Raw genomic sequence first — 13,608 nt, 5'->3', positions numbered from 1 at the left:
TATGACAAATTCGCAGGAAAACTCAGAACTGGACGGCATTGCGATTATTGGCATGGCTGGCCGCTTTCCCGGCGCTGCCAGTGTCGGTGAATTATGGCAGAATTTGTGCAGCGGAGTTGAGTCTACAACGTTGTTCGGCGACGCAGAACTAGACCCCAGTATTGACCCCAATCTCAGACAAAATCCCAATTACGTCAAAGCTAGAGGAATTATTGACGGTGCCGATCGCTTTGACGCAGCATTTTTCGGCGTGAGTCCCCGCGAAGCCGAAATTACCGACCCCCAACAGCGCGTTTTTTTAGAAATAGCTTGGGCCGCCCTAGAAAATGCAGGCTGCGATCCGAATACCTTCAACGGCTCGATCGGAGTGTACGCCGGCACGGGTAACAATACTTATTTTCCCAACAACATCGCCGGACGATCGGATGTAATTTCCCGCGCGGGCGAGTTTCAGGTGATGGTAGCCAATGAAAAAGACTACATTGCTACCCGCACCTCTTACAAACTGAATCTCAAGGGGCCGAGCGTCAGCGTGCATACCGCTTGCTCTACATCATTAGTTGCCGTTTGTCAAGCTTTTTATGCTTTGATGAGCTACCAGTGCGATTTAGCGCTGGCCGGCGGGATATCAATTACGGTTCCCCAAAATAGCGGTTATTTGTATCAAGAAGGGGGGATGTTCTCCAGCGACGGACACTGCAAACCTTTCGACGCCAAGGCTGAAGGAACCGTGTTCGGCAACGCAGCCGGGGCAGTTGTACTCAAGCGTTTGGAAGAAGCGATCGCCCACAGAGATACAATCTATGCCGTAATTCGCGGAGTCGGCTTGAATAACGACGGGGCAGCCAAAGTCAGCTTTGCGGCACCAAGCATAGACGGGCAAGCAGAGGCGATCGCGATGGCGCAGGCGATGGCAGACGTAGATCCTGAAACGATATCCTACGTCGAAACCCACGGCACGGCAACCCCCCTGGGCGATCCGATCGAAATAGAAGCGCTAACTCAGGCTTTTTCCCTGAAAACAGCAGCCAAACAATTTTGCGCGATCGGCTCCGTCAAAAGCAACTTCGGACACACGATCGCCGCAGCGGGAGTCACAGGGCTGATCAAAACAGCTTTAGCCCTCAAACACCAGCAAATACCGGCCACTCTGCACTTCGAGAAACCGAATCCAGCCATTGATTTTGCCAACAGCCCCTTCTACGTCAACGCCGAACTCTCGGAATGGAAAGCCGGCAAAACGCCCAGAAGAGCGGGTGTCAGTTCGTTTGGTGTCGGCGGTACAAACGCTCACGTTGTCCTCGAAGAAGCGCCCGCCCTGGAACCGTCAAGTCCTTCTCGCCCGCGGCAGTTGCTGCTGCTGTCGGCGAAAACTCCATCTGCTTTGGACGCAGCTACCGCAAATTTGCGATCGCACCTCGCCCAAAACCCGGAGATCGATCTCGCCGATGCTGCTTACACCCTGCAAACCGGGCGGCAAGCCTTCAATTACCGCCGCTTCGCTGTTTGCAGCGATCGCACCGATGCCGTGCAGGTACTCGAATCCCTGCCCCCGCTGCGTACAGCAACCCGCTGCACCGAATCGAGAAATCCGGCAGTAATCTTCATGTTTCCGGGACAGGGGTCGCAATATGTCAATATGGGCTTGAATTTGTACGAATCCGAGCCTTTATTCCGCGAAACAGTCGATCGCTGCGCCGAAATTTTGCAGCCGCACCTCGGCCGAGATTTGCGGAAAGTCCTGTATCCCGGCAGCGATGAAGCGACAGCCGCCGAATCGCTGCGCCAAACTTTCTTGACTCAGCCTGCGATATTTACCCTAGAATACGCGCTTTCCAAGCTGTGGCAGAGTTGGGGCGTCATTCCCCAAGGTGCGATCGGGCACAGCATCGGCGAATTTGTGGCGGCAACTCTCGCAGGCGTGTTTTCCCTTGAGGATGCCTTGATGCTGGTGGCAGCGAGGGGGCGGTTGATGCAAGATTTGCCGGGGGGTTCGATGCTGTCGGTGCGGTTGCCGGCGGCGCAAGTCGAGGGGCGGTTGAGTGCAGATTTGGCAGTGGCGGCGGTGAATGCGCCGGATTTGTGCGTGGTTTCCGGGCCGACGGAGGCGATCGCACTTTTTCAGCAGCAACTAGAAAGCGAAAGCGTTGTCTGCAAACAACTGCACACTTCCCACGCTTTTCATTCGCCGATGGTAGATTCGATCGTCGAACCTTTCGCCGAATATGTCAAAAAAGTGCAGTTGTCAGCGCCAACTATTCCATTTGTTTCGACTGTAACTGCTAGTTGGATAACAGCGGAACAAGCAACAGATCCGATGTATTGGGCGCGGCATTTGCGGGCGACAGTGCGTTTTGCCGACGGGATAAAAGAGCTTTGGGAAGATCCGAACCGGATACTTTTGGAAGTCGGGCCGAGAACAACGGCTGCTACTTTAGCTCGCAAACAAGCCAAAGATTTGAAAAAACAAGTTGCCATTTCTTCTCTCGGCGACAGCCCTGAAAATCAAACTGAATGGGCGGCTTTGTTGAGTGCAGCCGGACAGCTTTGGCTTTGCGGAGTATCGATCGACTGGCAGAGCTTTTATCAAGAGGAAACGCGCGATCGCCTTCCCTTGCCGACTTATCCCTTCGAGAGCAAGCGTTTCTGGATCGAACCAAAAGTGTCAGAGGGCAAGAGTGAAAGAGTGGAGGAATTGCCCGCTTCTCAATTACCAATTACCACTTCCCAGTTACCAACTACCAATTCCCAATTACTGATGCCAAATTCACAGGTTGAAACCAAACAAGCAGCGCGCAAATACAGACTTATCCCTGTAATTAAAAACATCCTAGAAGAAACTTCTGGCGAGGATTTAGGCAGTGTTGATGAGGACTTAACTTTCCTAGAAATGGGTTTAGATTCTCTATCTTTAACTCAAGTAGCGCTGAATTTGCAAAAAGAATTTAGCATCAAAATTACCTTTCGCCAGCTATTAGAAACTTTTCCCACTCTCGGCACTTTATCTGAATTTATCGATGGTGCTATGCCGCCGGAGGTTTTGCCTGCAACTCCTGCCGTCCAACAAGCCGCGCCCGTACCAGCACCCGCACCGGCGATCGCACCGACAGCAGCACCTCCTGCGCCCATTGCCACTCCCGTTGCAGTCAGCGCCCCTGTAAATCTGCCGTTACCCAGCCCTGGACCTCAAATTTTGAATCCCGTACAGTCTGGCAATCTCGAATACCTGATCGGGCAGCAGTTGCAAATTATGTCGCGACAGCTAGAACTGTTGGGCGGCGCTGGTTTGGTTCCCGCACAGCCGGCACCTGCAACCAACGGTCAAGTTATGCCGCAGGCGCCGGCACCCGTTCAAAATATCCCTCCATCCCAGACTAACGGCAGCGCGATCGCACCAACCGCAGCACCAACCGCAGAACCAACCGCAGAACCAAAAAAGGTGTTCGGTGCCGCCGCCCGCATCGACACATCCGATCGCGACGGATTAACTCCGTCGCAATCAGCATATTTAGAAACATTTGTCAAGCGATATACGGCGCGAACTCAGAAATCCAAACAGTACACTCAGACACACCGCCACCACCTCGCCGATCCGCGGGTAGTTTCGGGGTTTAACCGGACGATGAAAGAGTTGGTTTATCCAATTGTGGCGGTGCGTTCGTCCGGTTCTAAAATTTGGGATGAAGACGGTAACGAGTACGTGGATTTAACCAACGGTTTCGGGTCGAACTTTTTCGGATATTCACCTGCATTTATCACAGAAGCGATCGCAGCTCAAATGCAGCGCGGGTATGAAATCGGCCCGCAAACACCGCTAGCAGGGGAAGTTGCCGAACTCGTGTGCGAGATGACAAAACACGATCGCGCCGCCTTCTGCAACACCGGTTCTGAAGCCGTTTTGGGCGCAATGCGGCTGGCCCGCACCGTCACGGGCAACAGTACGATCGTCATGTTTACCGGAGACTATCACGGGATTTTCGACGAAGTGATCGTGCGCGGCACCAAAAAACTGCGATCGCTCGCCGCAGCACCGGGCATTCCCCAATCCGCCGTTGACAATACCCTAATTCTCGACTACGGCGAACCAGAATCCCTGGAAATCCTCAAAGCGCGGGCGGGCGAGTTCGCAGCCATCATGGTAGAACCGGTACAAAGCCGCCGCCCCGACTTGCAGCCGCGAGAATTCCTCCACGAAGTGCGCCGAATTACCGAACAAGCCGGTTGCGCCTTCATTATGGACGAAGTGATTACCGGATTCCGAGTTGCACCGGGCGGCGCCCAAGAATATTTCGGCGTACAAGCGGATATCGGCACCTACGGCAAAGTCGTCGGCGGCGGGATGCCGATCGGGGTAATCGCGGGCAAATCAGCCTGGATGGACGCTTTAGACGGCGGTTTTTGGCAGTTCGGCGACGATTCGTTCCCGGAAGTAGGCGTTACCTATTTTGCAGGGACTTTTGTGCGCCATCCCCTGACTTTAGCAGCCGCCAAGGCATCCCTCGAATATTTGAAGCGCGGCGGGCCGAAATTGCAGCGCGAACTCAATGCCAAAACCGACAAATTCGTTGCAGAATTGAACGCCATCTTCGATCGAGAGCAAGCACCTTTCACCGTTAAAAACTTTGGTTCCCTGTTCAAAATCACCTACTCGCAAGATTTTACTCACGGAGAACTGCTGTTTTACTCGCTGCGCGAAAAAGGAATTCACATTTGGGATCACCGCCCGTGTTTTCTGACGCTAGCGCATTCCGACGCAGATATTGCTTTTGCCAAGGAAGCATTTAAAAACAGCATTGCCGAATTGCAGTCAGCCGGATTTTTTGCCGCTCCATCTGGTGGGACTGTTAAGGTTCTTGATTTCCACAAGAATGGCAATACCAATGGATCGAAATCGTCAACTGCTTTCGCCAACAATTCTCCCGTACCCGGTGCCAAATTAGGGCGAGATCCCAATGGCAATCCAGCTTGGTACATAGCAGACCCAGAGCGTCCAGGAAAACATTTACAAGTAGGAGATGGTTTATCAAATTGACGGTTAGCGTTGGTAATTAAATCCTGTAGGGGCGGGTTTTACCAACCGTAATTGCCAAAGACAGACCATCTCGAAAACCCGCCCCACCCAACGGTAAATCTCTATCTACCTGTAGGGGCGGGTTTGACAAACAATAATTACCTCTGACAAACTATCTCGAAAACCCGCCCCACGAACACGATAAATCTCTTCAAATCGGCCATAAATAAATTTCCACTAACAAACCAGGAAAAACGCAAATGCTCCAAACCGCAAAAACTCTTAAAATAGACCGCCGCACAGGTCTGACTCACCAAGAATTCGTCAGCGAGTACCGCAATCCCGGCAAACCAGTTATTTTTACAGATTTATCAAAAGATTGGCCGGCCCGAACAAAATTTACGCCGGAGTATTTTCAAGAAAAATTTGGCGATCGAGAAATTGAAATAGGTGGTAACATTTACACGATAAACAAATTGTTCGATTTACTAAAAAATTCCACAAAACAGAATCCGGCTCCCTATCCTTTCAAACTAAATGTCCGCAAAGATTTTGCCGATTTAGAACCAGATATTTCTCCCAGACCGAGTATTGCCACACCCGATCGCACGCACAGCAGCTTAATCCCGAAGATGCTGCTCAATGATTTGTACGACTTAGAAATATTCTTCGGCGGGCCGGGCGGAGAATTTCCTTATTTGCACTACGATTTTCTCGGGCTGTATGCGTATATCAATCAAATTTACGGGGAAAAAGAATTTACAATTTTTCCGCCGGAGCAGCAAAAGTATCTTTACCCAAAACCAGGTGCTCCTTGGCTATCTGAGATTGAAAACCATCACAATCCAGACTTAAAAAAATATCCACTTTTGGCTGAAGCTACGCCAATAACTATTACAATTTCAGCCGGTGAAACGCTATTTATTCCCTGCGGCTGGTATCACACGGCAAGGTCGCTGACTTTAACCATTTCCGTAGCATTTGACCAACTTTGCGAATCAAACTGGAAATTTTTTACTAACGAATGTTGTATCCCCAGAGGCAAAAATTCGCTCAAAGCCAAGATGATTAATGCTTATCTGACGGGTGCAGGTGCTTTGCTGAGTGCTCGCGAAAGATTGATGGGGATGGAATAATACCAAATTCTGGTTAGTTACTCCCTCGATCAATTGAATCTGCTGTAAATCCCCTAGGGGCGGGTTTGACCAACAATAATTGTCTCTGACTAATAATCTCATAAATCCGCCCCTACCCAACGTTAAATCCCAATCGACCTCTTTAAAATAAATCTCCCATACAACAAAGACAATTAAATTTATTTAGTTGCACTACCGTTAATAGTCAATGAAAATAGCCACAGATTTACAACCAAAACTAACTGCTGTAGACTTCTATCCTTTCGCCGGCGGAGAACTTTTTGCTTGCGTACCCGCGACAGAATCGCAGAAAGAAATCTGGATTGCCGTGCAAATGGGAGACGAGGCAAATTGCGCTTATAACGAGTCGATGTGTCTGCGATTGCAAGGAAACCTCGACGTTGAATCTCTCCGATTTTCCATTCAGGAATTAGTACAGCGGCACGAGGCGCTGCGGGCAACATTTAGCCCCGACGGATCGACTCTTTGTATTGCGTCGTCCATCGCCCTTGACATTCCCACAATTGACTTGTCAATTTTGGACGATCGCGATCGTGAATCGAAATTAGCACATTTGCGCCGTCAAGAAGTCGATCGCCCTTTCAATCTAGTGCGCGGGCCGCTGTTTCGCAGTCAAATTATTAAGCTGCAAGAGCAGGAACACATCGTTATTCTCACCGGCCACCACATCATTTGCGATGGCTGGTCTTGGGGCATACTATTCCCGGATTTAGGTGCAATTTATTCTGCCAGAAAGCAAGGGTTAGCTGCCAATCTTCCACAGCCAGAAAGTTTTATAGAATACGCAATTTCACAAGAAGAAAACTCAACAGCTACCGAAATTATTGAGGCTGAAAAGTATTGGTTAGAGCAGTTTTCAAACACAATTTCGGTGCTAGATTTACCGACAGACAGATCGCGACCTGCTTTGAGAACTTACCAGGGTGCGCGGGAAGATTGGGAACTCAATCCAGATTTGGTTGCTAACCTCAAACGCCTGGGCAAAAAAGCAGGATGCAGCTTTTTTACAACTCTGTTTGCTGGATTTGAAGCTTTTATGTACCGCTTGTGCGGGCAAGAGGATTTGGTTGTCGGAATGCCTGCGGCGGGACAACTGGTTGGGGGAAAAGACAAGCTTGCGGGACACTGCGTCAGCTTGTTGCCGCTGCGTACTCGCATTAACGGGGAAAAATCTTTTATCGATTATTTGCGATCGCGCCGCACGGCAATTTTAGATGCTCTCGACTGCCAGCAGATTACCTTCGGTACTCTGGTAAAAAAACTAGCAGTGCCGCGGGATTTCAGTCGCATTCCGCTAGTGCCTGTAACTTTTAATCTGGACGTGCAGCTTGCAGAAGAGCAACTTAATTTTGAAGGTTTTAAAGCTGAAGTCTTCTCGAATCCAAGAACTTATGAAAATTTTGAATGGGCAGTAAATGCCAGCGAAACAAAAAACAAACTCGTGCTGGAGTGCCAGTACAATACCAACTTATTTGATGCTGCGACAATCCGCCGCCACATGGGTGAATTTGAAGTGCTGTTAGAGGGGATAGTTGCTAATCCAGAGCGCCCGCTGAAAAACTTGCCGATTTTGACAGCAGCGGAACAACAACAGCTATTAATTGAGTGGAACAACACTCAAACAAATTATCCCGAATCAGCCTGCATTCACCAACTATTTGAAGTTCAAGCAGAACAAACTCCCGACGCTGTAGCCGTAGTTTTTGGAGAGCAACAGCTAACCTACCAACAGCTAAATTGTCGCGCCAATCAACTCGCACATTACTTGCAAACTTTGGGGGCTGGCCCGGAAGTGTTAGTGGGCATTTGTTTAGATCGCTCGCTCGAGGCGATCGTCTCACTTTTGGCTGTTCTCAAAGCCGGAGCGGCTTACTTGCCCTTAGACCCCGCTTATCCCAAAGAGCGGCTGGATTTCATGCTCTCAGACGCCAAAATATCGGTGCTTTTGACTCAACAGAACCTCGTAGAAAGACTTCCCGACTGCGGAGCCAAAGTAATTTGCCTGGATGCAGCGCGGGAGGAAATAAACGCCCAAAGTGAGGAAAATCCGGCGAATCTCGCTCATGCCGACAATTTGGCTTATGTAATGTATACTTCAGGCTCGACAGGCAATCCCAAAGGCGTTTGCGTCGTCCACCGGGGCGTAGTCCGGTTAGTCAAAGACACTAACTATGCCAGCCTCACCGCAGCAGAAGTCTTCCTGCAACTGGCTCCCATTTCCTTCGACGCCTCGACTTTGGAAATTTGGGGAGCGCTGCTCAACGGGGCGCAACTGGCGGTATTCCCTCCCGGCAGCCCATCTTTGGCAGAGTTGGGAGAGGCGATTCGCTTATACAATGTGACAATACTGTGGCTGACCGCCGGACTGTTTCACTTGATGGTGGACGATCGCATTGAGGATTTAAAAGGTGTGCGCCAACTGTTGGCAGGCGGCGACGTTTTATCTGTTCCCCACGTCCAGAAGTTGCTGCGAGAAGTTCCAAACTGCAAATTAATTAACGGTTACGGGCCGACCGAAAATACGACTTTTACTTGCTGCGCGCCGATCGACTCTGCCAGTGAAATTAGCAATTCCGTTCCCATCGGGCGGGCGATCGCCAATACTCAAGTTTACATACTCGATCGGTATTTGCAGCCAGTGCCCATCGGCGTTCCGGGGGAATTATATACAGGCGGCGCCGGCTTGGCCAGAGGCTATCTCAACCGCCCCGATCTGACAGCCGAAAGGTTCATTCCCAATCCTTTGATCGACAACGAAGAAGATGGATTGGAAAATGCACAAGAGCGATCGGTTTCAAGCCTTCTTCCTTCCTCAAATCGCCTTTACAAAACAGGGGATTTAGCCCGCTACCTGAGTGACGGTAACATCGAGTACCTCGGACGCACCGACAATCAGGTAAAGATTCGCGGCTTCCGCATAGAAATAGGAGAAATTGAAGCAGTATTAGCCGGACATCCAGATGTCACCCAAGCGGCGATCGCAGTTCAGTTAGATGCTTCGGGCAACAAATGTCTCGCAGCTTATGCAGTTTCCCGCCCAGGTCAAATTCTCGCAGCCGGTACCCTGCGCTCCTTCCTGCAAGAGAGACTGCCAGACTACATGATACCCGCTGGGTTTGTGTTCCTCGACGCTTTGCCCTTAAACCCCAACGGCAAAGTTGACCGCCGCGCTTTGGCAACTCAAAAGTGGCAATCTAGGGGCGCAGCGCCCAATGAAATAATTGCTGTTGCCCCGCGCGACCAATTAGAGATCCAACTGACAAAAATTTGGGAAAAAGTTTTAGGCATCAATTCAATTGGAATCAGGGACAATTTCTTCGAGGTGGGAGGACATTCCCTGCTAGGGGCGCGCTTGTTAGCTGAAATTGAGAAAGTCTTCGACAAAAAGCTGCCGCTGTCTGCTATTTTCCAATCGCCAACCGTTGAGCAATTGGCTGACATTCTCCGCGAACCTGAATGGTCTTCGCCTTCTCCGTCAATGGTGGTGATTCAACCGGGAACCGGAAGTTACAAACCGCCTCTGTTCTGCATCCACGTGCTCGGCAGAGGATTGGAATTTTACCGTCCTTTAATGAATTATATCGATCGATCGCAGCCTGTTTTGGGACTGTCAACCCAGATTATGGATGAAAAATTGGCTCCCCCCAATCGAGTTGAGGAATTGGCAGCTTATTACATCAAAGAAATGCAAACTTTTCAGCCACACGGTCCTTATTTTCTGTTAGGAGTATCTTTTGGAGGGACGGTAGCTTTTGAGATGGCTCGGCAACTTCACGATCGAGGTGAGAAGGTAGCTTTGCTGGGATTGTTGGACACTTACGGGCCGGATGCTTTCACAAATTCGTCTCAGATGAAGCACAGTGAAGGCCTAATGAGAATTTTACGTCTCACTCCGGGTGCATTTATGAATAAAGCGAAGAGCAATCTGAGCGGAAAAATCGAGGGTCTCACCGAGATTCAGTGGAGAATTTTGTGCAATTTGTACCGCGCGGTGGGGCGTCCCCTGCCAATTTATTTGGAAAACTTCACTCATAGGGAATTAAATCATCAGGCATTGAAACATTATGTAGGGGGAGTTTATGCGGGTCAGGCCTCTGTTTTCAAGGCAATTGAGAGTGCGGAGGCGTTTGGGGCTGACCTCGAATTAGGTTGGGGTAGGGTAATTACGGGAGGAATAGAGGTTCACGAGATTCCTAGCGACCACCTTGGGATGTTAAAAGAACCTCACGTTCGGATACTGGGGGAAAAATTGCAGGCTGCGGTCGATCGGGCTCAAGGTTAACATAGGACAACTAGGACAATTGACAGTGGACAATGGACAGCAAAAACTCCGATATAATTTTCGCTGTGAACTATCAACTATCAACTATCAAATCGTTTCTGGTTGCATCGGAATGATTTAACCACAGAGGGCGCAGAGAACACAGAGGAAGATCGCAGAGAGATGAATACAGGACTGTGAAGCGCGGATTTGATATGACTCGATTTTACAATTCCGATGCTATCGGATTTGATATCAATTGTTTAAATCCCCATGCTAAAAACTCGCTGTCAACTGTCAACTGTTTAACCTTCCAATGCCGCCAAAAGACACAGCAACAAAGCCTCCGTCCACTCGACTACAGCACCGTAAGTATCGCCCGTGTGGCCGCCCAAACGGTGGTTAAACCAGGCTCCGGCAAAAATTCCGATCGCACTTCCCCCCAAAGCCATCCCCACCGCCAACAGCCACCGATCGCCCTCCAAGACAACTTGCACCACGCTCAAACTCAGCAGCAACAGCACTCCTGGGATAAAATCAAAAGGAGAATAAATAGATTCCTTGTGAAAAGCTCCCTTACCCTCGGCCCGGAGATAGGGATAGCGGGCGATCGCCACCAGTTGGGCCCACCTCCCCCAACCGGCGACACCCATCAAAGCCAGCCACCGATAGTTATTCAAGTCCGAGAGAGCGGCAGTTTTCAGCAGCACGATCGCGATCGCAGCCATCGCCCCAAAGGCTCCTGTAACGCTGTCCCGCATGACTTCCAGCCTGCGTACCGGGTCGGGTACAGCCAGCCCGTCCGCCGCGTCCATTGCCCCGTCTAGGTGCAGCCCGCCAGTCACCGCGATGCCCAAGACTACCACCAAGGCCGATCGAGTCAGAGCAGGCATTCCCAACAACTGCAACCCAACATCCGCCAGGCCGACCATCCCCCCAATCAAAAGCCCGATCGCCGGTGCCAAGCGGGCAATGCCCCGAAACTCCAAAGTCCAAGACACCGGTACCGGCAAACAAGTATAAAAAGCGACTGCGGCTGCGATGGCAGCGCCTTGATTCCGGAAAAAGTCGATCGTAGAGCGAACCCATTTATCATGCACCATAAGATAGAAAATTTTTCATCTGGTATGCAGTTGTCAATCGATTAGCGTGTGCCAGAATTGGACTGTAACACCCTAGTTTTTTGGATCGAGCATTCCTCCTGTCGCCCGCTCTTTTCCCCGGAAAACCTCTGTCGGCAGCGATCCCAAAGCTCCCTATCTAAAATGACTAAACTCCAGATCCGCGTTTCCCTTCCCAAGAATTCTAGCTAACTCCCTGATGTTCAAGACGGGAAAATACTACAACAGAGGCTTTTACTCCATGAGTCACGATCAATTGAATAACAGGGTAGTTGCTCCTTGCATCATCGATACAGGGATTGTCGTCAACAAACGCGATATCAAAAGATTGCTGTTTGATTTAGGACGTGTCCGCTACCTTCACATACAAGATGGCGAGATTTATAGCGAAGGAGAAGGTTATGTGCTCGAAGTCTTCGCCAACCCCCACCGTTCTACCCTGATTGCCAATCATGCGCTTTATTTGAACGTCTATAGTTTTGATTACCTGGAACTTAAACAGTCCCCTGAAGATGGTGCTTATTTTGACCTGATTCAAGATGGACGGCAGTTGCGGTTAATTCCCCTCTCCAATCCTTTGCAAGAGCAATTCGCCCGGAATTTAAATGCTGCGGCTTTGGATGCGGTTGTCGATCAGGTACTTTCCGGCAACTGGGATCTGCAATTGGACGACGATGATTCCCCGTTTTAATCGTCAGTCAGTCGATTTTAGATTTTAGATTTACTTGCAGCATTGAATCTGGGAGTTAGAACTAAGGTCTAAAATTTTTTGCCCTCCACGACGATGGTCGGAAACTTGTATCCGTTTTTGGGCGGGGTCATGAGTTTTTTGTCGCGATGTCAACAACAATAGATTAGATAACACGGACGGCCGAGTAGCGGTTAACGAGCATCGGGGACTAATGACTCAGGACAGGGCGAAATTTTCTTTTAAATGTCAGGCTAATTGCAGCCATACCCAAGCCCGTGCAGGGGTTTTTGCCACTCCCCACGGTGTGGTGGAAACGCCTAAATTTATGCCAGTGGGGACGCTAGCTAATGTCAAAACTTTGACCCCGGCACATCTTGAGGCGGCGGGTTCTCAAATGGTTTTGGCAAATACTTATCACTTGCACTTGCAGCCGGGGGAAGCGATTGTCGCAGGCGCGGGCGGATTGCACAAATTTATGGCTTGGCCGGGCCCGATGCTGACGGATTCGGGCGGCTTTCAGGTGTTTAGCTTGAGCCAAATGCGGAAGATTACTGATGATGGGGTGACTTTTCGCTCTCCCCGCGATGGCCGCATGATTAATTTGACGCCGGAACGATCGATCGAAATTCAGAATGAGTTGGGCGCTGATGTGATTATGGCCTTTGACGAGTGTCCCCCTTACCCCGCTACGCGGGAGGAGGTGGAGGCTGCCACAAATCGCACTTACCGCTGGCTGCAACGCTGCATTCAAGCTCACTCGCGCCCGGATCAAGCTTTGTTCGGAATCGTCCAGGGGGGCGTTTTCCCCGATTTGCGATCGCGCGCGGCGAACCAGTTGGTAGATTTGGATTTACCAGGCTACGCCATCGGCGGCGTTAGTGTGGGGGAATCGGGGGATTTGATCGCAGAGATTGTGAAGGTGACTGCGCCTCTGTTGCCGGCAAATAAACCGCGTTATTTGATGGGGATTGGGACTTATCGGGAAATGGCGCTGGCGGTGGCGAGTGGCGTAGATATGTTTGACTGCGTGATTCCGACTCGGCTGGCCCGCCACGGGACGGCTTTTGTTGGTGGCGAACGCTGGAGTTTGAAAAATGCTCGGTTCCGGGAGGATTTTGCTCCGCTGGATGAGTCTTGTCCTTGTTATACCTGCCAAAAATTCAGTCGGGCTTATTTGGCCCATTTGGCGCGGGCTAACGAAGTGCTGGGGTATACTTTGCTGGCGCTTCACAATGTGACGGAGTTGATTCGCTTTACGGGGAGGATGCGGGAGGCGATTTTGGCAGATCGATTTACTGAAGAGTTTGCCTACTGGCTGGCACCGAGAGTCGATCGATCGTGATTGCCTTGGGTAAAGATATGCGACA

General features: G+C 50.4%; 6 protein-coding genes. 5 read left to right on the top strand and 1 reads right to left on the bottom strand.

The window, feature by feature from the left end; translation table 11 throughout:
- The first annotated feature begins 1 nt into the window (after window position 1).
- The 3 genes from QUA53_RS03305 to QUA53_RS03295 all read left to right on the top strand — a co-directional run bounded on the left by QUA53_RS03305 (window position 2) and on the right by QUA53_RS03295 (window position 10,450).
- The gene (locus tag QUA53_RS03305; protein WP_333095092.1) at window positions 2-5,032 is read left to right on the top strand and encodes an aminotransferase class III-fold pyridoxal phosphate-dependent enzyme; all 5,031 of its coding nucleotides are present in this window, start codon (window positions 2-4) and stop codon (window positions 5,030-5,032) included.
- Window positions 5,033-5,271: 239 nt separating this feature from the next.
- Window positions 5,272-6,147 carry a cupin-like domain-containing protein gene (locus QUA53_RS03300; protein WP_333095093.1) on the top strand — a complete coding sequence of 292 codons (876 nt, stop codon included), beginning with the start codon at window positions 5,272-5,274 and terminating at the stop codon, window positions 6,145-6,147.
- Between the two features lie 208 nt (window positions 6,148-6,355).
- Complete coding sequence (locus tag QUA53_RS03295) at window positions 6,356-10,450, top strand: amino acid adenylation domain-containing protein (RefSeq protein ID WP_333095095.1); 4,095 nt, start codon at window positions 6,356-6,358, stop codon at window positions 10,448-10,450.
- Between the two features lie 284 nt (window positions 10,451-10,734).
- Here the strand turns inward: QUA53_RS03295 and cobS are convergent, their stop codons facing one another.
- Window positions 10,735-11,532: an adenosylcobinamide-GDP ribazoletransferase gene (cobS, locus tag QUA53_RS03290; protein WP_242722367.1), complete on the bottom strand. Its 798-nt coding sequence runs from the start codon at window positions 11,530-11,532 to the stop codon at window positions 10,735-10,737.
- Window positions 11,533-11,791: 259 nt separating this feature from the next.
- Between cobS and QUA53_RS03285 the strand changes: the two genes are divergently transcribed.
- Window positions 11,792-12,241, top strand: coding sequence for a hypothetical protein (locus QUA53_RS03285; protein ID WP_190662161.1), 450 nt, complete (start codon window positions 11,792-11,794; stop codon window positions 12,239-12,241).
- A gap of 211 nt (window positions 12,242-12,452) precedes the next feature.
- Window positions 12,453-13,583: a tRNA guanosine(34) transglycosylase Tgt gene (gene tgt, locus QUA53_RS03280; protein ID WP_333095096.1), complete on the top strand. Its 1,131-nt coding sequence runs from the start codon at window positions 12,453-12,455 to the stop codon at window positions 13,581-13,583.
- Window positions 13,584-13,608 lie beyond the last annotated feature (25 nt).

Source organism: Microcoleus sp. Pol12B3, from assembly GCF_036701355.1.
Taxonomy (GTDB): domain Bacteria; phylum Cyanobacteriota; class Cyanobacteriia; order Cyanobacteriales; family Microcoleaceae; genus Microcoleus.
Note: the sequence above shows the minus strand (reverse complement) of the source record. Positions and strands in the feature narration are given on the sequence as shown.

Excerpts from the sequence above, each read along its gene's own strand:
- QUA53_RS03285 (WP_190662161.1), top strand. The coding sequence starts at position 11,792 with ATGAGTCACGATCAATTGAATAACAGGGTAGTTGCTCCTTGCATCATC.
- tgt (WP_333095096.1), top strand. The coding sequence starts at position 12,453 with ATGACTCAGGACAGGGCGAAATTTTCTTTTAAATGTCAGGCTAATTGC.
- cobS (WP_242722367.1), bottom strand. The coding sequence starts at position 11,532 with ATGGTGCATGATAAATGGGTTCGCTCTACGATCGACTTTTTCCGGAAT.
- QUA53_RS03305 (WP_333095092.1), top strand. The coding sequence starts at position 2 with ATGACAAATTCGCAGGAAAACTCAGAACTGGACGGCATTGCGATTATT.
- QUA53_RS03295 (WP_333095095.1), top strand. The coding sequence starts at position 6,356 with ATGAAAATAGCCACAGATTTACAACCAAAACTAACTGCTGTAGACTTC.
- QUA53_RS03300 (WP_333095093.1), top strand. The coding sequence starts at position 5,272 with ATGCTCCAAACCGCAAAAACTCTTAAAATAGACCGCCGCACAGGTCTG.